This window comes from Pseudomonas sp. AK106 (genome assembly GCF_053903055.1).
The window spans coordinates 2,922,118-2,946,751 of the sequence record NZ_CP096426.1; the positions used below are offsets into that span (position 1 = coordinate 2,922,118).

Annotated in this window: 19 protein-coding genes; 7 read left to right on the plus strand and 12 right to left on the minus strand. The window is 59.2% G+C overall.

All coding sequences use genetic code 11. From position 1 onward, the window contains the following. Positions 1-169 precede the first annotated feature (169 nt). The 7 genes from urtA (at position 170) to M1E04_RS13105 (ending at position 6,969) form a co-directional block, all read left to right on the plus strand. The gene (gene urtA, locus M1E04_RS13075; protein WP_456291448.1) at positions 170-1,414 is read left to right on the plus strand and encodes an urea ABC transporter substrate-binding protein; all 1,245 of its coding nucleotides are present in this window, start codon (positions 170-172) and stop codon (positions 1,412-1,414) included. Between the two features lie 160 nt (positions 1,415-1,574). After that, positions 1,575-2,492, plus strand: coding sequence for an urea ABC transporter permease subunit UrtB (urtB, locus tag M1E04_RS13080; RefSeq protein ID WP_192131500.1), 918 nt, complete (start codon positions 1,575-1,577; stop codon positions 2,490-2,492). Positions 2,493-2,515: 23 nt separating this feature from the next. Beyond that, entirely contained in the window at positions 2,516-3,697 is a 1,182-nt protein-coding gene (gene urtC / locus M1E04_RS13085; protein ID WP_065991640.1) for an urea ABC transporter permease subunit UrtC, read from the plus strand. Beyond that, a complete protein-coding gene (gene urtD / locus M1E04_RS13090) occupies positions 3,694-4,455 on the plus strand; it encodes an urea ABC transporter ATP-binding protein UrtD (protein WP_192131495.1) in 762 nt (253 codons plus the stop codon). Before urtC ends, urtD begins: the two co-directional genes overlap by 4 nt. A 10-nt stretch (positions 4,456-4,465) precedes the next feature. Next, positions 4,466-5,155, plus strand: coding sequence for an urea ABC transporter ATP-binding subunit UrtE (gene urtE / locus M1E04_RS13095; RefSeq protein ID WP_065991638.1), 690 nt, complete (start codon positions 4,466-4,468; stop codon positions 5,153-5,155). 159 nt (positions 5,156-5,314) lie between these two features. Continuing rightward, a complete protein-coding gene (fmdA, locus tag M1E04_RS13100; protein WP_456291449.1) occupies positions 5,315-6,544 on the plus strand; it encodes a formamidase in 1,230 nt (409 codons plus the stop codon). A gap of 77 nt (positions 6,545-6,621) precedes the next feature. Then, positions 6,622-6,969, plus strand: coding sequence for an FmdB family zinc ribbon protein (locus tag M1E04_RS13105; protein ID WP_456291450.1), 348 nt, complete (start codon positions 6,622-6,624; stop codon positions 6,967-6,969). 434 nt (positions 6,970-7,403) lie between these two features. Here the strand turns inward: M1E04_RS13105 and M1E04_RS13110 are convergent, their stop codons facing one another. From M1E04_RS13110 to poxB, 12 genes are all read right to left on the minus strand, one after another. Next, complete coding sequence (locus tag M1E04_RS13110; protein ID WP_456291451.1) at positions 7,404-8,381, minus strand: oligopeptide/dipeptide ABC transporter ATP-binding protein; 978 nt, start codon at positions 8,379-8,381, stop codon at positions 7,404-7,406. Further along, complete coding sequence (locus tag M1E04_RS13115) at positions 8,378-9,418, minus strand: ABC transporter ATP-binding protein (protein WP_456291452.1); 1,041 nt, start codon at positions 9,416-9,418, stop codon at positions 8,378-8,380. Before M1E04_RS13115 ends, M1E04_RS13110 begins: the two co-directional genes overlap by 4 nt. Further along, positions 9,415-10,314, minus strand: a complete 900-nt coding sequence (gene ddpC, locus M1E04_RS13120) for a D,D-dipeptide ABC transporter permease (RefSeq protein WP_192172213.1) — start codon at positions 10,312-10,314, stop codon at positions 9,415-9,417. The genes M1E04_RS13115 and ddpC overlap by 4 nt, the downstream gene beginning before the upstream one ends. Before the next feature lies 1 nt (position 10,315). Continuing rightward, entirely contained in the window at positions 10,316-11,332 is a 1,017-nt protein-coding gene (locus M1E04_RS13125; protein ID WP_456291453.1) for an ABC transporter permease, read from the minus strand. 123 nt (positions 11,333-11,455) lie between these two features. Further along, positions 11,456-13,012 (minus strand): ABC transporter substrate-binding protein, encoded by a 1,557-nt coding sequence (locus M1E04_RS13130; RefSeq protein WP_456291454.1) that lies wholly within the window; start codon positions 13,010-13,012, stop codon positions 11,456-11,458. Positions 13,013-13,226: 214 nt separating this feature from the next. Beyond that, positions 13,227-13,781: a D-alanyl-D-alanine dipeptidase gene (gene ddpX / locus M1E04_RS13135; RefSeq protein WP_244160409.1), complete on the minus strand. Its 555-nt coding sequence runs from the start codon at positions 13,779-13,781 to the stop codon at positions 13,227-13,229. Positions 13,782-13,959: 178 nt separating this feature from the next. Continuing rightward, a complete protein-coding gene (locus M1E04_RS13140; protein WP_456291455.1) occupies positions 13,960-14,811 on the minus strand; it encodes a MurR/RpiR family transcriptional regulator in 852 nt (283 codons plus the stop codon). Positions 14,812-15,294: 483 nt separating this feature from the next. Further along, complete coding sequence (locus tag M1E04_RS13145; protein WP_456291456.1) at positions 15,295-17,961, minus strand: hypothetical protein; 2,667 nt, start codon at positions 17,959-17,961, stop codon at positions 15,295-15,297. A gap of 311 nt (positions 17,962-18,272) precedes the next feature. Next, the gene (locus M1E04_RS13150; protein ID WP_456291457.1) at positions 18,273-19,013 is read right to left on the minus strand and encodes a MurR/RpiR family transcriptional regulator; all 741 of its coding nucleotides are present in this window, start codon (positions 19,011-19,013) and stop codon (positions 18,273-18,275) included. A gap of 362 nt (positions 19,014-19,375) precedes the next feature. Beyond that, the gene (locus M1E04_RS13155) at positions 19,376-20,704 is read right to left on the minus strand and encodes a hypothetical protein (RefSeq protein WP_192131474.1); all 1,329 of its coding nucleotides are present in this window, start codon (positions 20,702-20,704) and stop codon (positions 19,376-19,378) included. A 542-nt stretch (positions 20,705-21,246) separates the two neighbouring features. Continuing rightward, positions 21,247-22,590: a hypothetical protein gene (locus tag M1E04_RS13160; protein ID WP_456291458.1), complete on the minus strand. Its 1,344-nt coding sequence runs from the start codon at positions 22,588-22,590 to the stop codon at positions 21,247-21,249. A 322-nt stretch (positions 22,591-22,912) separates the two neighbouring features. Further along, complete coding sequence (poxB, locus tag M1E04_RS13165) at positions 22,913-24,634, minus strand: ubiquinone-dependent pyruvate dehydrogenase (RefSeq protein WP_192131470.1); 1,722 nt, start codon at positions 24,632-24,634, stop codon at positions 22,913-22,915.

Consider the following 24,634-nt stretch of genomic DNA (forward strand, 5'->3'; position numbering starts at 1 on the left):
CCGCGGGCGCAATTATGCCTCGGTCCGGCGTTCCCGCCCCTACGTCAAATGACGTACGCGCATACGTCACGCTGCGTATACCCCGATTCCCGCGCCCGCCTCATCCTTGCTCGCAGCTCGCGAAGGCCCCTCACCCGGCGCCGCGAATCACCAGCACAGGAGCGGGAACATGGATTCACGACTGACAGGCCCCACGCGCTTTTTCCCCCGACGCCTCGCATTGGGGGCGGCCGCCCTTTCGCTGATCGCCGCCAGCGTGTTCAGCCAGATGACCCTGGCCGACGACGCCAACAGCACCGGTCTGGCGGTCACGCCGACCGAAGTGACCGTCGGCCAGCTGCACTCGGCCACCGGCACCATGGCGATCTCCGAAACCGGTTCGATCCAGGCCGAACGCCTGGCCATCGACCAGATCAACGCGTCGGGCGGCATCCTCGGTCGCCAGATCAAGATCGTTCAGGAAGACGGCGCGTCCGACTGGCCGACCTTCGCCGAGAAAGCCCGCAAGCTGCTGGTCAACGACAAGGTGGCCACGGTGTTCGGCTGCTGGACCTCGGCGTCGCGTAAAGCGGTGTTGCCGGTGTTCGAGAAAGAAAACGGCCTGTTGTACTACCCGACCTTCTACGAAGGGCTGGAACAGTCGAAAAACGTGATTTACACCGGGCAAGAAGCCACCCAGCAGATCCTGGCCAGCCTGGACTGGATCGCCAAGACCAAAGGGGCCAAGACTTTTTACCTGATCGGTTCGGATTACATCTGGCCGCGCACCTCAATGAAGATCGCCCGCAAGCACATCGAAAACGTGCTCCACGGCACGGTCGTCGGCGAAGACTACTACCCGCTGGGCAATACCCAGTTCGGCTCGCTGATCAACAAAGTCAAATTGAAGAAACCCGACGTGGTCTTCGCCGCGGTCGTGGGCGGCTCCAACGTGGCGTTCTACAAGCAGCTCAAAGCCGCAGGCGTCGATTCCACCAAGCAGACGCTGTTGACCCTGTCGGTCACCGAAGACGAACTGCTGGGCATTGGCGGCGAGAACATGAAGGGCTTCTTCGCGTCGATGAAGTATTTCCAGAGCCTGGATAACCCCAACAACAAGGCGTTCGTTGAGGCGTTCAAGGCCAAGTACGGCAAGGATTCGGTGATGGGCGACGTGACCCAGGCCGCCTACCTCGGTCCGTGGTTATGGAAAGCGGCGGTCGAGAAAGCCGGCAGCTTCGACGTCGACAAAGTGGTGGCTGCCTCCCCCGGCATCGAGCTGAACACCGCGCCTGAAGGCTACGTGAAGATTCACGAAAACCATCACCTGTGGAGCAAGACCCGCATCGGTGAAGTCCAGGCTGACGGCCAGTTCAAAGTGGTTTACGAGTCGGAGCTGATCGAGCCGAATCCGTTTCCGAAGGGCTATCAGTAGGCCGCTGCGCGGTAGCTGTAAGCGGTTAGCTGCAAGCGGCAAGTGGAAGCGGTGTGCGTTGCAGTTGCTCTCGCTTTTACTTGCCGCTTGAAGCTTACAGCTTACAGCTGGTCCCGACCCCCAATCCTAAACCCACACAGCTTCCCGAGGAGGGACCACCATGGAATGGCTATCGGAATTTGGTGCCATCGCGGCCATGCAGGGGTTCAACGGGCTTTCCGTGTTCTGCGTGCTGTTGTTGATGGCCCTGGGGCTGGCGATCATCTTTGGTCAGATGGGCGTGATCAACATGGCCCACGGTGAATTCCTCACCATCGGCGCCTACACGACTTATCTGCTGTCGACCCTGGTGCAGACCTGGTGCCCGTGGATGCAGCCGTACTATTTCTTCTTTGCCATCGCGTTGTCGTTCGTGGTGGCCGGTGCCGTGGGCTGGGTGGTGGAGTGGGTGATGATCAGTCGCCTTTACCATCGACCGCTCGACACCCTGCTGGCGACTTGGGGCCTGTCCCTGGTCATGCAGCAAGCCTTCCGCTCCATCTTCGGCGCCCGTGAAGTCAGCGCCAACCCGCCCGAATGGCTGATGGGCGCGGTCAACCTCACCGACGCCATCGAGATCCCGCGCAACGGCCTGTTCGTCATGGGCCTAACCGTGCTGATGACGGGCGGGATTTTTCTGATGCTGTACCGCACCCGCTGGGGGCTGCACGTCCGCGCCACGGTGCAGAACCGGATCATGAGCCGGGCGGTGGGCATCAACACCCGCAAGGTTGACCGCATGACTTTCGCCCTGGGCTGCGGCGTTGCCGGGGTAGCGGGCGCAGCGTTCACCACCATCGGTTCCACCGGCCCCACCGCAGGTTCCCTGTACATCGTCGACACCTTTCTGGTGGTGGTGTTCGGCGGCGCGGCCAGCCTGTTCGGCACCATTGCCTCGGCGTTCGCCATTGCCCAGACCCAGTCCCTGTCGGAGTTCTTCATGAGTGGCTCGATGGCCAAAGTCCTGACCCTGTCCGCCGTGATCCTGATCCTGTTGATGCGCCCCCAGGGGTTGTTTGCCAGCAAGGTCCGTAAATAAGTGTGCGCCAGAGAGGTAGCCCCATGAACGCGCTAAACAAAATGCTCGGCGGACGCCAGGGCGTAATCGGCCTGCTGATCCTTGCGGCCCTGATTCTGGTGGTCTTCCCCCTGACCCTGGACGCCTTTCGCCTGAACATGGTCGGCAAATACCTGACCTACGCGTTCGTCGCCGTGGGCCTGGTGTTGTGCTGGGGGTACGGCGGCATTCTCAGCCTGGGCCAAGGGGTGTTCTTCGGCCTGGGCGGGTATTGCATGGCGATGTTCCTCAAGCTCGAAGCCTCAGATCCGGAAAGCACCAAGATCCAGTCCACGCCCGGGATTCCGGACTTCATGGACTGGAACCAGATCACCGAATTGCCCGGGCTGTGGGCGCCGTTTCACAGCTTCACGTTCACCTTGATCGCGATCATCGTGTTGCCGGTGCTCCTGGCTTTGATCATTGGCGTCGCGCTGTTCAGACGCCGGGTGGGCGATGTGTATTTTTCCATCGTCACCCAGGCCATCGCGTTGATCCTCACGGTGCTGATCATCGGCCAGCAAGGCTTGACCGGCGGGATCAACGGCATCACAGACCTCAAGACACTGCTGGGCTGGGACATCCGCAGCGACAGCGCCAGGCTGCTGTTGTACTTCGTCAATGCAGGGCTGCTGTTCGCCTGCATCCTGTTTGGCAAGTTCATCCTCGCCTCCAAGCTGGGCCGGCTGCTGATGGCCATGCGCGACAAGGAAGAGCGGGTACGGTTTTCCGGTTACGACGTGGCGGCGTTCAAGGTTTTCGTGTACTGCGTCGCGGCGTGTTTCTCGGCCATCGGCGGGGCGATGTTCGCCTTGCAGGTGGGGTTCATGTCGCCCTCGTTCGTGGGCATCGTGCCGTCCATCGAGATGGTGATTTTCGCCGCCGTGGGCGGGCGCATGTCGCTGCTGGGCGCGGTGTACGGCTCGCTGCTGGTCAACTACGGCAAGACCTACTTCTCCGAGTCGTTCCCCGAATTGTGGCTGTACCTCATGGGCGGGCTGTTCATCGCCGTGGTCATGTATTTCCCCAACGGCCTGGCCGGTTTGTGGGAAAGCCACGGGCGCAAATGGTTGTCGGGCGTGACGCGCAAGCCGGCACTGGTGATTGCCTCCCCTGCCCCGGTCATCACGCCAACCCCCGCCCCCGCTGACAAGCAAGCTGCCAGCCCGATGGAGATTCAGCCATGACCCGCGCCACAGGCTTTCAGATGAACAAACCGGTCCTGGCCATTGAAGGGCTGACCGTTTCGTTCGACGGCTTCAAGGCGGTGGACGACCTCAACCTGTACATCGACCGCAACGAAGTGCGGGTGGTCATCGGCCCCAACGGCGCGGGTAAGACCACGGTCCTCGACCTGATCTGCGGCAAGACCCGGGCCACGGGCGGCAGCATCCAGTTCAAGGACCGCGAGCTGACCAAAATGAACGAGTACGACATCGTCCGCGCAGGGGTCGGGCGCAAATTCCAGACGCCGTCGATCTACGACAACCTGAGCGTGTTCGAGAACCTGGAGATGTCGTTTCCGGCGGGCCGGTCAGTGTTCGGCGCGCTGTTTTTCAAGCGCACTCAGGAGGTGCTGGACCGGGTCAATCAAGTGGCCGCCGAGATCTTCCTCGGTGACTGGCTGCAGCAGCAGGCGGGCCTGTTATCCCACGGCCAGAAGCAGTGGCTGGAGATTGGCATGTTGCTGATGCAGGACCCGGAACTGCTGATGCTCGACGAGCCGGTGGCGGGCATGAGTGTCAGCGAGCGGGCGCAAACCGCCGACCTGTTGAATCGCATCAGCCAGGGCCGCTCGGTGCTGGTGATCGAGCACGACATGGAGTTCGTCAAGAGCATCGCGCACAAGGTCACGGTGCTGCATCAAGGCAAGGTGCTGGCCGAAGGCAGCATGGAGTCGGTGCAGAACAACCCGAAAGTCATCGAAGTTTATCTGGGCCATTAAGGAGCGCAGCATGTTCAACATTCAGCAGCTGGCGTGTGGCTATGGCCAGAGTCAGGTCCTCCACGACCTGAGCCTCTCGGTGCAGAAACAGGAAATAGTCGCGGTGATGGGCCGCAACGGCATGGGCAAGACGACCCTGTTCAAAAGCCTGATGGGCATCCTGCCGCAATGGAGCGGCCAGGTTCAGCTGGACGGCGTGGACGTGTCCGCCATGGAAACCCATAACCGTGTCACCGAGGGCATGGCCTACGTGCCCCAGGGCCGGATGATTTTTCCGTCGATGAGCGTGCTGGAAAACATTCAGACCGGCCTCCCCGCCTCAGCGGGCGGCCAGGTGCCGGAAGACCTGTACGCGCTGTTCCCGGTGCTGTTCGACATGCGCAGCCGACGCGGCGGCAACCTGTCCGGCGGCCAGCAACAGCAGCTGGCCATCGCCCGGGCCCTGGCGACCAATCCCAAGGTGTTATTGCTCGACGAGCCCACCGAAGGCATCCAGCCGTCGATCATCAAGGACATCGCCCGCACCCTCAAAGAGATCCGCACCCTCCGCAACCTGACGATCATCGTCTCCGAGCAGGTGCTGTCGTTCACCCTGGAAATCGCCGACCGGTTGCTGGTGATCGAGAAAGGCCGCTTCGTCATCGAAGAAACCCGGGGCAACGTCGATGAAGCGACGATCAGTCGGTATTTGTCGGTGTAGCAAGGCCCGGAGATATGCAGCGTCAGATCGGACGTAATCGCGAGCAAGCTCACTCCTACAGTTGGGGTGCGCTCTTGTAGGAGTGAGCTTGCTCGCGATGGCGTCAGCGTGGACCTCCACGCCCTATTTGATTGACCCGAAACCCAAGGAGAACCCCCCATGACCGATACCTTGATCAAAGTCGACCTCAACCAGCCTGTCACCGAAAACGAGCAGATCCACAACCGCTGGCACCCGGACATCCCGATGGCTTGCTGGGTCAAGCCGGGGGATGATTTCATCCTCGAAACCTACGACTGGACCGCTGGCGCGATCAAGAACAACGACGATGCCAGCGACGTCCGCGACGTCGACCTGACCACCGTGCATTACCTCTCCGGGCCGGTGGGTGTGCACGGCGCCCAGCCCGGCGACCTGCTGGTGGTGGAGCTGCTGGACATCGGCGCGCGAGCCGATTCGCAATGGGGCTTCAACGGCTTTTTTTCCAAGCAGAACGGCGGCGGCTTCCTCACCGAGCATTTCCCCCTGGCGCAGAAATCCATCTGGGATTTCAAAGGCATGATGACCAGCTCCCGGCACATTCCCAGCGTCGAGTTCGCAGGTTTGATTCACCCCGGCCTGATCGGCTGCCTGCCGGACCACAAGATGCTCGCCGAGTGGAACCGACGTGAGCAGGAACTGATCGACACCGACCCTGACCGCGTCCCGGCACTGGCCTGTCCGCCCTGCGCCAGCACGGCGCACCTGGGCAAACTCAAAGGCCCGGCCCGGGACCTCGCCGCCGCCACTGGCGCCCGCACCGTGCCGCCCCGTGAGCACGGTGGCAACTGCGACATCAAGGATTTGTCCCGAGGCTCGAAAGTGTTCTTCCCGGTCTACGTGGACGGCGCGGGTTTGTCCGTGGGCGACTTGCACTTCAGCCAGGGCGACGGCGAAATCACCTTCTGCGGCGCCATCGAAATGGCCGGCTGGGTGCACATGCGCGTCGAGCTGATCAAGGACGGCATGGCCAAGTACGGGATCAAAAACCCGGTCTTCAAGCCAAGTCCTATCGTGCCGAACTACAACAACTACCTGATCTTCGAAGGCATCTCGGTCGACGAAGCCGGCCAGCAGCACTACCTGGACGTCAACGTCGCCTACCGCCAGGCGTGCCTGAACGCGATCAACTACATGACCAAGTTCGGTTACTCCCCGGCCCAGGGTTACTCGCTGTTGGGCTCGGCACCGGTGCAGGGTCACATCAGCGGCGTGGTCGACATCCCCAACGCGTGCGCGACGTTGTGGCTGCCGACCGAGATCTTCAAATTCGACATCAACCCCAACGCCAACGGCCCGACAAAATTCATCGACGGCACCGTGGACTTGCCGATCGCGCAGGATAAGTAACGCTGGGCTGACGCCTGACCTGCAGTCGCGAAGGAATTCGCGCCTGCAGAACCCACGCCGACTAAAGGATTTGAGCCATGCCCATGTACGAATACGACTGCCCTGAATGCGGGGATTTCACATCGCTGCGACCCATGGCCGAGAGCGCGCTGCCGTGCGAGTGCCCGGCGTGCGGCGCATCGAGCCTGCGGGTGATTCTCTCCGCGCCGGGGCTGAGCACGATGCCCGGCAACACCCGCAGCGCCATCGCCCGCAACGAGCAAAGCGCCCACGCGCCAAAAACCATGGACCAATACAAAGAGAGCCGGGGGCACCCCAGCGGCTGCAGTTGCTGCGGCCCGACGAAACGGCTCGAACCCACCAAAGCCAATCCCCACGCCCTGAAAGGCAAGCCAGCGGGCCGACCGTGGATGATCAGCCATTGATCTTTAGGGTGTTTATAGGGGACTGATTTATTTATCGCGCTTCTTTGATAAATCAATCTGTCCCCGATGGCATAAGCGAGCCGGGAGACAGATTAATTTACGGTGAAGCGCTGTAAATAAATCAGTCCCCTCCCCAAATCCCCTCCCCACTGCTGAAAGGCAAGCCAGCGGGCCGACCGTGGATGAACAGCCATTGATCTTTAGGGTGTTTATAGGGGACGGTGTTTATAGGGGACTTGTTTATAGGGGACTGATTTATTTATCGCGCTTCTTTTGTTTATAGGGGACTGATTTATTTATCGCGCTCCTTTGATAAATCAATCTGTCCCCGATGGAATAAGCTAACCGGGAGACAGATTAATTTACGGTGAAGCGCTGTAAATAAATCAGTCCCCTTCCCAGTCAGTCGCTCCCCAGTCGAGTTCCCTCCTCACTTACGACTCGAGATGACAGCGCACGGACGCCTCACCGCCTTTTGCCGGTAGTAACGCCTGGGGCTTTTCGCAGCCGTGGGTGGCTTTCGGGCAGCGATCCCGGAAAAAACACCCCGTCGGCAACGTTCGATTGCCCGGCAGCTCGGTCGGCGCCGACACTTGCCCATCGTCCACCGCCACCCCCAGCCTCGGCACTGCCTCCAGCAACAGCTGCGTATACGGATGACGCGGCCGCTCAAGCACCTCCGCCGCCGTCCCCAACTCCACAATCTGCCCCAGGTACATCACCGCCACCCGGTCGGCCATGTGCCGCACCACCGAGACGTTGTGGGAGATCAGGATGTAGGTCAGGTCGCGGCTGCGCTGCAGCTCGGCCAGCAGATTGAGAATCTGCGCCTGCACCGAAATGTCCAGTGCCGAGGTCGGCTCGTCCAGCACGATGATGTCCGGGTTCGACGACAAGGCGCGGGCAATCGCAATCCGCTGACGCTGCCCTCCGGAAAACTGGTGGGGAAAGCGATCAAGGTATTCCGTGCGAATGCCCACCTGAGCCGCCACCTTCGCGGCAATGCCACGCATCTCGTGGCGCGGCGCCGAACGCTGGACGAACAACGGCTCGGTGATCACTTTCCACACCGGCATCCTGGGGTCGAGGGACGACTGCGGGTCCTGAAACACGATCTGCACGTTGCTGCTGCGCTCCTTGTCGCTGTTGTAGATCCAGTCGAGGCGCCCGGATGTTGGCTTGATCAAGCCCATCAACAACTGCGCCAGGGTGCTTTTGCCGCAGCCAGACTCTCCCACTACACCGAGAGTCTCGCCGGAGCGGACCTGCAGATCGATGCCGTTCAGGGCATGGGCCTGGGCCTTGGGTCGGCCAAGCCAGTCCTTGCCCATCGGGTAATGCACGCGCACGTCTTGCAGGCCGAGGATGGTCGGGCTTGCGCCGGGCAAGGTCTGCAGCGCTGAACGGTTCATGGCCGCGACTCCTGTGGGGTGGCGTGTGAAGGCGCGCTCAACCAGCAGGCGCTCTTGCGGTCTGCGGCGGCGTCGATGGTCTGCATTGGCGGGCGCTGCAGGCATTGGGCCGTGGCATGGGCGCAGCGATCCAGGAACGTGCAGCCTTCCGGCAACGCCGACAGATTGGGCACCTGCCCGGGAATGGTCATCAGGTCCTGGCCCGGCTCGACCTGCTCCGGCAACCCGCTGAACAGGCCCTGGGTGTACGGGTGTCGCGGGTCGGCCATCACCTGCGCGGTGACGCCCTGCTCCACCACCGCGCCGGTGTACATCACGTAAACCCGGTCGCAGAACTGCGACACCAGCGCCATGTCGTGGGTGATCAGCAGAATCGCCGTGCCCCGCGCCCGGGCCTTTTCCCGCAGCAGCAACAGCACTTGCCGCTGCACCGTGACGTCCAGCGCGGTGGTCGGTTCGTCGGCGATCAGCAATTGCGGGTCGCAGGAAAACGCCAGGGCGATCATCACCCGCTGACGCATGCCGCCGGAGAGCTCGAAGGGGTAGCTGTTCATCACCTGCTCGGGGTCGGCGATGTGCATGTCCCGCAGCAACGCGATGGCTTTGGCCTTGGCGTCGGCCTTGCTCAGGCGCTGGTGATGGATGATCACGTCGAGCATCTGCTGGCCGATGCGGCGGGTCGGATTGAGGGCGGTCATGGGCTCCTGAAAGATCATCGCGGCGTCGCGGCCACGGACACTCAGCAGGTCCTTCTCTTTGGCGGTGAGCATGTCGCGGCCGAGAATACTCAGGCTGCCGCCTTTCACGTCGTAAGAACGCTCCGGCAGCAAACGCAGGCTGAGCATCGCGGTGACCGACTTGCCCGAGCCGGACTCGCCAATGACCCCGACGATCTCACCGGGATTGACGTGCAGCGAGACGCCGTTGAGCGCTTTGACGGTGCTCTTGTACGCCGGGAATTCGATGCGCAGGTCGTCGATGACCAGCACCGGGGCCTGCTCGGCCAGAGGTTGTTGAGCGGAAGCCTGCATGGTCATTTCCCCTGCTGCCGTGGGTCGAGCAAGTCACGCACGCCGTCGCCCAAAAGGTTGAAACCGGTGGCGGTGATCAGAATCGCCACGCCGGGAAAGGTCGAGTACCACCATTGATCGAGGATGTAGTTGCGCCCGGTCGCGACCATCGCGCCCCACTCCGCCGTCGGCTGTTGCGCGCCGAGGCCGATGAAGCCCAGGGCCGAGGCCATGAGGATGGCGCTGCCGATGTCCAGGCTCAGCTGCACCAGCAACGGCGGCATGGCGTTGCGCGCCACGTGCCAGATGACCATGTGCCAGCGCCCGGCGCCGAAGGTTTCGGCGGCTTTGACGTAGCCCATCTGCCGAATGCTCAGGGCCTGCCCCCGGGCCAGGCGCACGTAGAACGGAATCCGCACCAGTGTGATCGCCAGCATGGCATTAAACAGGCTCGGGCCCAGCGCGGCGGCCAGGGCCATGATCAGCACCAGCGAAGGCACCGAGAGCATGATGTCCATCAGGCGCATGATCAGGCCGTCAAAGCGCCCGCCAATGATCCCGGACATGCAACCCAGCAAGCCGCCGGCAAAGCACGACGCGAAGGCCACGAACAGGCCAACGCCGACGGATTGCCGACTGCCGTACAGCACCCGGCTGAACAGGTCGCGGCCCACTTCGTCGGTGCCGAACCAGTGGGCGGCGGACGGCGCGGCCAGGCGCTGGGTCAGGTTCAGGGCATTGGGATCATGGGACGCGAGCCACGGCGCGAAGGCCATCACCAACAGCACCATCACGGTGATCAGCAGCCCGGCCATAGTCAGCGGACTGCGGCGGATCTGGTGGGCCAGATACGCCCATTTGTCCTGCCAGCGCGACGCGGCCGGCAATGGCGCCACGGCGGGCGCGGTGATCGGGGTAGTCATATCAGTTGACCTCGCCAATGCGCGGATCGATCAGGCGGTACAGCAGATCGATCGCCATGTTCAGCAGCACATAAATGAAAGAAACCATGATCGCGAAACCCATCACCGCCGGGAAATCCAGCGACTGGATCGACTTGACCACGTAAGCGCCCATGCCCGGCCAGGCGAACACGGTTTCGGTGAGCACCGCGCCGTAGAGCAGATCGCCCAGGGTCAGGCCCAGTACAGTGACCGAGGGAATCAGCGCGTTGGGCAAGGCGTGACGCAGAATTACCGCCCATTTCGACAGGCCGTAGGCACGCGCGGTACGGATGTAGTCTTCGCCGAGCTGGTCGAGCATCGCCGAACGGATCTGCCGCGCCACCACGCCGAGGTTGACGAAGCCGAGGGTGATGGTCGGCAGAATCAGGTGCTGCAGGGCGTTGAAGAACAGCCCGGTGTCGCCCGCCAGCAGCGAATCGATCAGGTAAAAACCGGTGACGGTTCGGGGCGGGTCCAGCCCTTCATCCAGACGCCCGCTGCCGGGCAGCCAGTTCAGGTGGCCGTAGAACAGCACGATCAGGCCCAGCCCGAGCCAGAACGCCGGGGTCGAAATCCCGGTCACCGCCAGGGTGCGCGCGACCTGATCGATAAAGCGGTTGTGGTACACCGCCGAGAGCACACCCAACGGCACGCCCACCAGAATCGACAAGGTCAGCGCCGCCAGCGCGAGTTCCAGGGTTGCCGGAAAAAACGCCTGCAAGTCTTCCAGCACCGGGCGATGGGTGCGAATCGACGTGCCCAGGTCGCCGTGCAGCAGGTCGAGCATGTAGCGGCCGTATTGTTGATACAGCGGCAGGTCCAGCCCCAACTGGTGGCGGATGTTGTCGACGATGGCGTCGGTGGCGCGGTCGCCAGCGATCAGTCGCGCGGGGTCGCCCGGAATCAGGTGCGAGATGGAAAAGGTAATCAGGGAAACGCCCAACACCACCAGCAGCAGGCCGCCCAGGCGTTTGCGCAGCATATTCAGGAAGGCCATGGGGCACCTCGGTCACGCAGTGGATCAATAACGCGAAACAGCTCGCGGACACAGCGCTGCTTCACAGGCCCCTGCCTCACTTGCAGGGCCCTGTGAGTCACAGCGATTGACGGGATGCAGCGCTTACTTGGTGATCGTGCCGACGTTGAACACCTGTTCCAGCATCGGGTTGAACACGTAGCCCTTGACCTTTTCGCTCATCGGCAAGGTGTAGGCCTTCTGGTAGAGGTAGGCGTAGACGCTGTCGTTGAGCACGATCTTCTGCGCCTGCTGGTACAGCTCGGTACGCTTGGCCATGTCGTTGGTGGTCGCCGATTCGCGGATGAGTTTGTCCACGGCCGGGTTGTCATAGAACGAACGGTTGCCGGCCAGGCCTTTCAGCTTCGAGTCGAAGAAGAAGTTCATGAACATGTAGGGGTCGGCGAAGTCCGGGCTCCACGAACCGATGGCGATGTCGAAGTCCCCGGTGCCCAGGCGCTCGCGCATGCTGGCGTTGGCGAGCTTCTCCAGCTTGAGGTTCACGCCCAGGGGTTGCAGGCCGGCTTGAAGGGTCAGGCCGATGGGCTCCCAGTTCGGGTCTTTGTCGGAGTACATGAATGTCAGGTTGCTGACCTTGGGTGACACTTTCGCCAGGTCCGCCTTGGCCTTGTCCATGTCCTGCTTGAACGCTGGCAGCTTCTCGTCATACGCCCACATGCCCTGGGGAATCGGGCCATTGAGCGGCTTGGCCTTGCCTTTCAGGATGCCGTTGACGATGCCGTCGTAGTCCAGGGATTCGACAATCGCGCGCCGCGCATCGGGGTTGTTCATCGGCGCTTTCTGGGTGTTGAGGTACAGCAGCGTCACCCGCAGCGACGGGTAGTCGCCGACGACAATGCCGGATTTCTTCGCCAGCGCTTCGAGCTGGTCTTCGGGCATGTCTTCGATGATGTCCAGGTCGCCGTGTTCCAGCTGCAGCCGACGCACCGAGGCCTCGCTGATGATCTTCACCACAACTTTCTTCAGGGTCGGTTTGGGGCCGGCGTAGTAGCTGTTCTGCTCCATGGTCAGGGCCTGGCCTTTCTGCCAGTTGACCAGCTTGAACGCACCGGAACCTGCGGTGTGGTTCGACAGGTAGGCGTCGGCGCCTTCGGCTTTCTTCGCCACGTCCGGGTTGATGATCGCCGCGCCGTTGTGGGCCAGCGTCGAGAGGAACGGCGCGTACGGTGCTTTCAGGGTGAAGCGCACGGTCAGCGGATCAACCACCGACACCGCCATGTCATCGGGAAACGCACCGGACGGGCCTTGCTTGAGCTTCATCACCCGGTCGAAGGAGAACTTCACCGCTTCTGCGTTGACCTCGGCGCCGTCATCGAATGTGTTGCCGGGCTTGAGCTTGAATTCCCAGGTCAGGTTGTCCGCCGAGGTGGTCCAGCTGCTGGCCAGCTCCCCCGCCACTTCGGTGCTGCCCTTGCCGTTTTCGACCTTGTAGGTGACCAGCCGCTGGTACGCCGGGTAGGTCACGGTCCAGTCGTTGTTGTCGATGGTCACGGCCGGGTCGAGGGTTTGCGGGTCGGACGGTTTGCCGATCATCAGGGTGTCCTGGGGCACGGCTGCGGTGGCCGACTGCCAGGCGCCGAGGCCCATGGCGGTGCAAAGGAGTGCCATCGCCAGGGTGCGAGGGGTGAAGATTGATTTCATGCCGGTTCCTTGATCGTCGATGTAGGGAAGTTCGTCAGGGTTGTTATTGAAGCTATACCGGGCAGTTAAAGCTCACAGGCCTCAGGCCTGGGAAATGGCACGCCCTGCTCTTGCGAGGTCGGGTGGCGCCAGATTCAGCCGGGATTCGTGGTCGTCCCGGTCGTGTGTTCGTGTGTCTTGTTTTATATCTTGTCGTGCTTTGCGTGCTGCGTGGTCAGTCAGCGGGCTGGATCGAGCCGTCGTCGATCAGCGGATAGTCCTCGGCGTCGGGCAGTTCGTAATGCCACCACTCGCTGTCGATGTAGGTGAATCCTGCGGCCAGCATGATCCCCAGCAGGAGCAGACGATTGCGCTGAACGTTGGCGGGCAGATCAGCGAAAAACTGATGGGACTGCTCGCGCATGTCATCGAAACCGGTGCCCATGTCGAGGGCCTGCCCGCTGGCGTCGATCAGGGTCAGGTCCACCGCCACGCCACGGGTGTGGTGGGAACCCAGCGTAGGGTCACGGACGTATTCCGGATTGGGCAGCGCCTGCCAGAGCAGGTACTGCGCGTAAGCCGGGCGATAAGCATCGAAGAGGCGCAGGCGCAAACCGGCCTGGCGCGCCAGGGTGCTGGCCTTGCGCAGACAACGCTCGGCGTCGCGGTGCAACAGGCAGCGCGGGTCCTGGTAAATCTGCTTGCCGGCGAGGTTGTCGACGCCGGCGTAGATCAAGTCGACCTCGACCTGCAGCGCGTGGGCGTCGACTTCGACGAGGGGGCTATTCACGTAACGACACTCCAGATCAGCTTCTTCATTCATCATGTATTGAGGGGGTAGAGCTTCCCGGCTGAAGCCGGTCCTACTAAAAGCGAGTCATGCAGCGGGCCCGGCTGCCTCCCGTAGGACCGGCTTCAGCCGGGAAGCTGTTGCCCTTGTGAAGCCGGCTTCAGTCGGGAAGCTTTGGCTATTCAAACTGGCCAAACAGTTGTTGCAGCTCACGATTCTTCGCCAGCCTCTGGTCGAGGCGATCGCCATAGCGCTCGGCCACCGCCGACACCATCAAATTGAACAGGCACGTCAGCGGCGCCAGGGAATCCCAGAATTGCCCCACGTCGGCGTCGAGCTGCAGCAGGTCGCTCGGGTAATCCCGCGCCCACGGGCAGTGAAAATCGGTGATGAAGGCCAGCCCGACGTTCTGCTGATGGGCCACCTCGCAGAAGGTCCGGGTGACGGCGGAATAGGTGCGGAAGTCGGCGATCACGGCGTAGGGATTTTCGAATTGGGAATTCAGCGATTCGGCATAGGTGCCGGACAAACCGTCGACGTAATACACCTTGGGCCGGATGTACTCCAGGTGACTGAAAAACGCGTTGAGGATGCCGCGGGTGGTCTGAATGCCGACGATGAACACCGCGTCGGCGCTGTGCAGCCGTTCAACGATGCGGGCGAAGGTTTCGCCACGGGCCAGGGCATAGACCCGCTGGATCGCTTCCAGCTCACGGTTCATCGAACGTTCCAGTGCATCACCCTGGGTGTTTTCTTCACGAAACGCGCCGAGCCGATCAGTGATCACCCACGGGCTGGCACTGTCGCCGCGCAGGCTCTGTTTGACGTCGTCAATGTTGCGGTAGCCCAGGGAGCGCAGGAACCGCCCCACCGAAATACCGGTGGTGCCGGTCTGCTGGGCGATGCTGTCAGCGGTCTCGAACGGCAGCTTTTGCGGATTGGCCAACAGGTAGCCGGCGATGCGCTTGCCGGTGGGCGTCAGGTCGCTGAACCGCTGTTCCAAGGTATCGAGGAAGGGACGCTTTTCCATGGGAATTCCGCTGATGGAGCCGGGTTGCATGGACCGGGATAATGTTATCCGGCGGTCATTTTGCAGCAGGATGTTAGCAAATTAACATCCTGTCTCACGGCCTTACAACGATTTTTTCAAGAGATTTCAGGCGGGGGATTTTGGTGATTCAGGGTGGTGCGGACGAGAGAGGAAATGCCCTTTTTGTGGGCGATATTCACTGATACAGGATGACCTTACGGGAGCGGAAGGGTCTGCGGAAAGACCACTTCAAGCGAAACATCTGCAGACTCGAGCCCCAAACTTGACCACCGGCTCCGACGGAAACCGCGCAGGGCGAATAGCTCGCCGATCCACGGAGACCGTCGTAAGCAACAGCGCGTTTTTACCGTCCTCCTCTGGACGACTTTTCATCGTTGAATATCAGACTATCAGCCAGATGTGGCAGCGATTCCCCTGTTGGATCAGTGTGAACACTGAAGCCTTGCAACGGAATCGCTGCACTCATGACCCGAGAATCCGGGCAAATGATTCTCTTGCTGTGTTCAACTTGAAAGCTGCAACCAGCAGATCCGTTCCGTTTTGAACCGCGTACAGCCTCAACACCGTCAGTTCCGGAAACTCGACTGAGCCATTTGATTCAAAACCAGTATCGATCGAGCCATTGGTTGTTACCCTGTACAGACGAGGCAGTAGAGTGCCCCCGTTGTCGGATTTAGCAACGAGATAACGCCCTTCACGGTCAACTTGCATGGTCGTAAATCCAGCCACAGAATCCACTACAAGCTGATTTCCATTATTGAATGTACTGTCCGCAGTGCCATCTTCGGCCAGTCTCATCAGCGCAATCTTGTCGTCGTCCTGTTCAGGAAACGTGAGGAGCACCGTACTTTTTCCGTCATCTGAGACATTAAGCTGCAGCAATCTATGCCGAACGCCCTGGCCATCAATGATGGCTCTTCCGCCGGAACCGAAGGTCGGGTCAAGTGTGCCATCGGGCATGAACCTGACCACCACACCCTGAACTTGACCGCCTGAAGTGGTCTCCCCAATGGCAGTGAGTCTTCCCTGAGCATCTACGCCATAGTCACTCCAGTTGCTACCTATGGCTTTCGTGTCCACCTTAAGAAAGCCGCTGCCGTGAAACCCCGTATCCGGTAATCCGCTCGACGTTATTTTGACAAGGTAGCTCGCCGATACAAAGTCAGGTCGGTCGTCATAGCTTGGAATCCTCGACAGGAAGAAGCTACCGCCCGCCCCTTTTCTTTCGCTCCGTCGAAAGGTAGCAAAGCGAGGATTTATCTCATTTGAGGGGTCACCAGCTGTAAATAGCTGGCGGTTGTCAAAGATGGCTGTGCCATTACCGGTACTGCCGAAGGTTTGGTCCAGTTCCCCTGTTGAAGTGAGCCGCAGTGCCGCAGAGGAAGTGTAATAACCGTGATCGATGGAGATGGCTATGGCGTCCCCCAGACAGGTAATCGACCCATCCGAATCAAAGATCATGCCGTCAATGACGATGAACGCGGATTCGGCGGTTCCAACCAGCAACGATGGTATGTCCAGCCTCCCGCCATGGAAGGATGTATCCAGAGAACCATCAGCGTTGTAGCGAGAGATCCAGCTTTTCCTCTCTACAGTTTGTTCCCCTTGGTCGATATTCTTTTTAAGTAGATTCCCTTGACCGACCACGTAAAATCGTTGACCGGCATCCGGATTTGGGTCGATGAATACTGCCAAAGGGACTGCCCCGCTAAAAACGAAATAGGGGTCCAGTTCTCCACCCGCCCGAGAGGCTAGAGGGTTTTCACTGCCTGCTTCCCCGAAAAACCTGAAGAGCAAAACTTCGGTGGGAAGCGTGTTCGGATCCTGAGCAACCGCGAGTATATCCGTACCACTTTGAATCCCCAGCTTGCGGAACCCAGTAAGATTGTCATAAGTTCTGGAGCCGTTAATACCAAACTCGCTGTCCAGAGTCCCATCAGGCATTATCCGCGTCATGCGTGCGTGCTGCTCCGATACCGCATCCTGTCCAGCCACGATGATTCGTTCTTGTTTATCCAACTCCATGAACACAAACGCATCTGAAATGCCGCCCATCTCACTCAACAAAAGCGCTTCACCACCATTGAAACTTGCGTCCTCCTTCCCGTTTTTGTCCAGCTTCATGACACCAAATTCCACGCGTCCCTGCGATTGTAGGTAATCCACAGCAAGCAAGAGGATGACTTCGCCGCCATCCAGGACCTTGGATTCTTTAATATAAACATTGGCGCCTTCGATCTTGATGATCTGCTCACCGCTATTGCCGAAGCCGGAATCGAGTTTACCGTCCGAGGTATATCGAGCCAGGACCCCCTCTGTCGCATTGGCACCCCGACCCCTGCCAGCAAGCGTGATGCTCCCATTACTATCAATTCCATAGTCTAACCATTGCAGCGCGCGTTCTGGACTTGCCGCAGGTATCGTCAAGACGCCGTTTGGTCCAAACGAGGTCACGGGTTCGCCGTTCTCGCCAATTTTTACCAGGTGGTAGGATTCAACCTGGGTGTTGTAGTTGAAAAGACGGCAACAGAAAAGTATGTCTCCACCTGACTGTACAGTCCGCCGGATAGAGCCGAATCCATGGGAAACAGCTTGAATATGTGGCGCCCGCGAGTCGTCAGGGTGAGATGAACCAACACCGTCGCTAGCCCCTTCTCTAGACAAGTCAACCTCGTACATCATCCGCCCCTGCTTCCCGAAACTCTCATCTATAGCGGCTGAGGTGCCTAAGGTGGTAATACGAATTGCCGCAGGTTGGAGATATCTAGCGGATCCGGTATTAACTTCCGCAATACCAACACAGGTGATTTTGCCGCTGTTATTAAAAACCATCCCCTGAACATCCATGACGGCTCTCAAGCTGTCATCGACGAAGGGAAGGGCCAAGTTTCCAAACGCGGGATCAACAGCGCCCGTCGGCAACCGGCCAATGATCACACTTGGGTTGGTGGAACCCGTCCCGTAGGTGATGACATAAATCCTTTGATCAGTGTCCGTCGTTGGATCCGTGATAAACGGATCACGAACATATCTGACATAGCCACTGCCGCCGAATTGTAGATCCTGATCCCCGGCAACATGCGCGGCGTTGGCAGGAGAGGTCCTTCCGTTGCGACTGTCATTACCCATGACGTTTCATCCTTTGAATGTGTTTGCGGTTTCCAGAGCCTAGCGCCTGATCCGATCACGTTCATACAGGATGAAATCCACCTGATTTATTGCGAATTAGAAAATCCCTTTAAACACATTAGCTTGGAAATTAATAGTGTGATTCGCAATTAAGCTTACTTCCAAAAAATCTATAGGCTTATAAATAACCGAAATAAGGATCACCGTACTATTCCCTTTTATCCTGCAACGTACCACTGCTCGCAACAATCCCGCCGGCTGACCTACAGGCGCTGTGCATTGCACACAGCGCCCACTCGACCCGCAGGTGCTTAGCGCAAATTGGTCTTCGCCAACTCCAGCCCCACGTCGGCGTCGAGCTGCAGCAGGTCGCTCGGGAAATCCCGCGCCCACGGGCAGTGAAAATCGGTGATGAAGGCCAGTCCGACGGTCTGCTGATGGGCGACTTCGCAGAAGGTCCGCGTAACAGCGGAATAGGTGCGGAAGTCGGCAATCACGGCGTAGGGATTTTCGAATTGCGAGTTCAGCGATTCGGCATAGGTGCCGGACAAACCGTCGACGTAATACACCTTGGGCCGGATGTACTCCAGGTGACTGAAGAACGCGTTGAGGATGCCGCGGGTGGTCTGGATGCCGACGATGAACACCGCGTCGGCGCTGTGCAGCCGTTCAACGATGCGGGCGAAGGTTTCGCCACGGGCCAGGGCATAGACCCGCTGGATCGCTTCCAGCTCACGGTTCATCGAACGTTCCAGTGCATCACCCTGGGTGTTTTCTTCACGAAACGCGCCGAGCCGATCAGTGATCACCCAAGGACTGGCGGTGTCGCCGCGCAGGCTCTGTTTGACGTCGTCAATGTTGCGGTAGCCCAGGGAGCGCAGGAACCGCCCCACCGAAATACCGGTGGTGCCGGTCTGCTGGGCGATGCTGTCAGCGGTCTCGAACGGCAGCTTCTGCGGGTTGGCCAACAGGTAGCCGGCGATGCGCTTGCCGGTGGGCGTCAGGTCGCTGAATCGCTGTTCAAGGGTGTCGATGAACGTGGTTTTCAGCATGGGTTAGCAGCCTGAATCGAATGAAGCGGAGTGCTGGAAAATGTTATTGATCGAGCAGTTCGCTACAGGATGTTACAAACATAACATCGGTTTTCGAGAGGCCACAACTATTATTTCAAGAAGATTTCAACCGCAGAAAAACCTGGCTCAGGGTGGTGCGGGCACGCGCATAAATGCCCTTTTACCGGGCAAAAATGGTTGGACGATTGGGTGAATGGAGAGAGGCAATTTATACGCAGGGAGGGCGTTCAAAAGGTCCGTTGTTCAATCTGCGCGTACTCGTCCGCTCCAGCAGAATCATGGCTGAAAGTGGTTGCTCACTCTCACTGTCATTACTGGAACGGACGTGCGCAGAATCTGCTTCAGGCCATGTCTTCTCCGAAGATTCTGACGAGCTCCGCCGTATTGATATCGACCTCGTCCGTGTCGTTTGTACGCAGGAGGATGTCTACGCCATTCTGGATTGCCATTCCGTCCACGCCGAGAAGCGTCGGGTATCCCTGAGATCCGTTCGCGCCAAAGCTTGCATCAAATTGTCCTGCGGAAGTCAACCTGATTACTCGCAGCACGGTGGGATCGATTACGCTCCTGCCAGCAACGACCGTGCGCCCCTTCACGTCCACGGCAAGGTTCGCCAGCGGCACCACCACATCGGTAAGAACGACCGGCATGCCCTGATTGAAATCAGGATCGCTGGAGCCATCCTTCAATAATCTGGCCACGGCGGCACACTGCCGTGGCTCGCCGAGGGAGAGTAACAACGTGGTACTTCCGTCGTCGGGTGATACGTGGATTTGAGTGATGTAGGAGTCCACCGTCGCGACAGAGTAGACAAGGATCCCGCCAGTTCCATAGCCCCCATCCAACTTCCCATCGGAGCCGTATCGGCTTAAAACGCCGTTCCCGTAGCCATGTTCGGCGCCGACGAGCGTCATATCCCCGGCATTATCGATTCCGTAATCAGTCCAGGTTGGAGCGTCAACACCGGCGGGTGGAGAAATAACCAGCACGCCGTCGTCCCCATAACTCTTATCAGGACTCCCATCCGAGTTGACTTTGACCACAACGTACATTGCCTTTTTTGAAATACCAGCGATCAGGGGGCAGCTGAATAAAAATCCCCCTTGGGCTTGCCTGGTCGCCCGATAAGAGCGATAGGCCGGAGAGCGACGATCCCAGGCCGGGTTTTCAATTGGGTCTTGAACGAACGGGTAAATCTTGACCCCGCCTTCGCCAAAAGATTTGTCAGGCTCTCCCGACGCCTCAAGGCGGATGGCAGCGGGAAAATAGTTAAAGCTGGAAGCTCTGGCAGACACTGTTTCCCACGTCACACCCACACACGTTATGGTGTCAACGCCAGCGTCGTTCTTACCGAAGATCAGTCCCTGAACATCAAGGACCGCTCGTTTCGCTTCATCTACCGATGGCAGCGGCCATTGCCAAGTAGCTCGTCCAGAGCCAGTCGTATCGGTGTCTAACGCGCCATCCGCTGTATACCGGGAAATGGTACTTGCCGTAGTCCCTAGCACGCCCCCAAATCCAGTCGCATAAAATTTCTGATCAGCGCTCAGGGTTGGATCCGGTGCGAACGTACGGGCCACGTCTATTAAATATCCGGCGCCGGCGAAGTGTGTGTCAAGATCGCCCGCTTGGTGAGCGCGACTGGCTTGATTTGTGCGAGGGTTGCTCATGATATTCATCCTTGATTGCGTAAACGGAGAAACTCAAGAGTAATGAGCGTGAACACTATTTTCAAGCACGCGGCTAGTCGTCCATGATATTCATCACGGCGTTAATTCTGCAGAATTAACAGCAGGTTAGTGGCGGGAAATAGAATTGGAAATTAGGTCAATTTCCAATTGTTCTAACAGGCAAGGTGCTAACAGTCTAAAAGCCGGCCACCTTAAGCCAATTCGCGATAGCGGCCAGTGCTGGTAAACACTTCAGTCCCGCTTTGCCATGACGTGACCCGAATGAAAGGGCTGATTCGTTAGGTGGCAGAATCAATAGGCTCCAAAAAATCTGTGGAGTTATATCGAATAACTATAAAAACGACGTACTGACTGGATTAAACCTGACCCCGTGCTGCAACGAACATTTACCTGTGTTGCAAAAGAGGCGCTGCGCATTGCACGCAGCGCCTGTCGTTGCTAGGAGTCAGTGCAGATTGATCTTGATCAGCTCCAGCAGTGACTGCACTGGGAGATGCAGAAATGGGCCTCCTGGGCATATTTCACGAGCTTGGATCTTCAGACGCCTCGCCGAACAATTTGGCGATTTCTCTAAATCCGGGTATCGCAGGGTCATCGGTTGTCGCGAGTATGTCTGCACCACTGATGATGACAACTTTTTGAAAGGGTTTGAGTGTGGAGTAGTCCTTAGAGCCTCCCTCACCAAATTCATCGTCCAGAATGCCGCTGGGGGTGATTCGGACGGCACACGCGACCTGTGGCGTCATTGCGCTTTCTCCGGCCACGATAACCCGCCCTTTACTGTCCACCGCCAGACAAGGCTTGTTCGCTGTCAGGCTGGTCACTTTAAAGGGGGCGCCTTCGTTGAAGGTTTTATCGGCCTCCCCGTTATTCAACAGCCTTATAACGGCGGCATAGGGCTCGGGTGCAGACACCAGGGTCAGCACTGTAGCCTCCCCTGTTACAGAGACACAGACGTGAGTCAGTTGACAGGCGAAGGGCTCGGCACGGATGATTATTTTCCCCGCCTCCCCGTAACTTGAGTCTGACGCCCCCTCGGACGTATACCTCATTACAACGCCGGCGTCCTGTGCAGCCGTAACGCCGACTAACGTGATGCCGCCATCTGCCTGCATTGCATAATCATTCCACTGCAGTGCATCCTGATCAGACGCGGCGCTGATTATTTGCACACCGTTATCGCCGAATCCCTCACATGGCTCTCCCGTATGTTTTATCTTGACCAAAACATACGTATATTTCCCGGAGTCTATTTTTAACAAACCACAGCAAAATAAAACATGCGCGTCATCCCTCACAGTGCTCACGTAAGTACTGAAGGGAGAGGATGGAAGATGAGGCCAGCCAAGGTCCTGATCGGGCAGTGGTCCATCAGCTGGTTTTCGGAATACATACATCATGCCCCCATTTTTGCCAAATATCGGGTCAATGACCGGGTTCTTCTCCCAGTAGTCGACAACACGTACGGCAGCCGGGTAGTAATAGACACCGGAGCCCTCGCCGGTGACGACTGCCCTAGCAACCCCAACGCCTGTGACCGTCTCGACTCCGCCCCTGTTTCTACTGAAGATCAGACCTTGTATATCAATCACACCTTGCCTGGCCTCATCAAGCAGCGGTAAATCAATTGCCCGGAAATTCTGGTCAGTGAATCCGGTTGGAAAATAACGGCGAATTTCGGAGGGTGCCACTCCGAAAGGCTGAATTGTTGTGGTGGCGTAAAATTTTTGAATTGAGCCTGCCATGAGATCGACTGCAAACGTTGTAGGCATCGATCTAAGCACCCCAAGTCCACCATTAATCTCCATGTCCCGATCCCCGGCAGCGTGCGCATCGGCGCTTGCTGAGATTTGTTCTTCGCGCATGATCATTGTCCCTAATGGCTCAATTGATTTAACAATAACTCAGCCTTCAGCCTATTCGGCATTTACCCTTTATTCAACGGCATAACGCCATGGAGGCAATCGCGCAGGAGGACATTAAATAACAAGAAAAACAGTCATTTGCAGAGGACAAAACCATTCGCTATCAAATCAATTTCCAAACAATCTAAACCACCACCATGTCGGAAGGGTTCGGTCTTCCCGGCGAGATGCTTTTCGCTCCCACACAGTGCGAATGGGTTAATTTATTATCCTGCTTATAAATCAAAGGGGCTGTGCATTGCACACAGCCCTTGACAACCTATCAGCGCAAATTGGTCTTCGCCAGTTCCAGCACCATGTCGGCCTTGCCGTTCATCACGGCCTTGAGCATGAACAGGCTGAAGCCTTTCGCCTGGGCCAGCTTGATCTTTGGCGGCATGCCCAGTTCCTGTTTAGCGGTCACGACATCCACCACCACAGGCCCCGGATGTTCAAAGGCTTTCTTCAGCGCGGCCGGCAAGTCTGCCGAGTCCTCCACGCGAATCCCCAGAATCCCTGCGCCGATCGCGATGTTGGCAAAATTGGTGCTGTCGAAATCGGTGTCATGGGGCACATAGCCGCCCGCCTGCATTTCCATCGCCACGAAGCCCAGCGAGCTGTTGTTGAACACCACCAGCTTGATCGGCAGGTTCAGTTGGCGGATCGACAGCAGGTCGCCCATCAGCATCGACAAGCCGCCGTCGCCGCACAGCGCCACCACTTGCCGCTGCGGAAATGCCGCTTTCGCACCCAATGCCTGGGGCATCGCGTTGGCCATGGAGCCGTGGTTGAAGGAACCCAGCAGAGAGCGCTTGCCGTTCATGGTCAGGTAGCGCGCGGCCCACAGCGTCGGCGTGCCGACATCGACGGTGAAGATCGCGTCCGGGTCGGCGTAGGCGTCAACCAGGCGTGTGAGGTATTGCGGGTGAATCGGCTCGCCGTGGCCCGACGGCGTGGCCAGTTCGTCGAGTTCTTCGCGGGACTTGGCGTAGTGATCCAGTGCCTTGTCGAGGAACTTGCGGTCCGTGTGGGCCTTGAGGCGGGGCAACACGGCATCGAGGGTTTCACCGATGTCCCCCGCCAGACCGAGGGCGACCGGCACGCGACGACCAATGGCGGTCGGGTCGATGTCGATCTGAATGACCTTGGCTTTTTCCGGGTAGAAATTGCGGTACGGCAAGCTGCTGCCGAGGATCACCAGCGTGTCGCAGGCCATCATCGCGTGGTAGCCGGAGCTGAAGCCGATCAAGCCGGTCATGCCCACGTCGAAGGGGTTGGCGTATTCAATGTACTGCTTGCCGCGCAGGGCGTGAACCACTGGCGCGGAGAGCTTCTCGGCCAGCGCAACCACCTGATCGTGGGCCTCGGCACAGCCGGCGCCGGCGAGAATGGTCACGGCTTTGGACGTGTCCAGCATGTCCACCAGGCGTTGCAGATCAGCTTCTGCCGGGATGACCCGCGCAGGCGCGTGATCGACCCACACGGGTTTGATGTCCGGGGCCGCGCTCAGGGCGACGTCGCCGGAGATGACAATCACCGCCACGCCGCGCTGGCTGATGGCCGCGCGCATGGCCCGCTCCAGCACCCGCGGGAACTGCTCGGGGGTGCTGACGGTTTCAACGAAGTGGCTGCACTCCTTGAACAGGTCGGTGGGGTGGGTTTCCTGGAAGTAATTCAGGCCGATCTCGGAGGACGGAATCTGCGCCGCAATGGCGAGGACCGGCACACCGCTGCGGTGGCAGTCATACAGGCCGTTGATCAAGTGCAGGTTGCCCGGGCCGCAACTGCCCGCACACACCGCCAGCTTGCCGGTGGACGCTGCTTCCGCCCCTGCCGCGAAGGCCGCGACTTCTTCGTGACGGGTGTGCATCCACTTGATCTTGCCCAGGCGCTGGAGGCTGTCGGTCAGGCCGTTCAGGCTGTCGCCGCTGACGCCCCAGATCTTCGAGACGCCGGCTGCGGCGAGGGTTTGGGCGAGGTAGTCGGCGATGGTTCTGCTGGACAT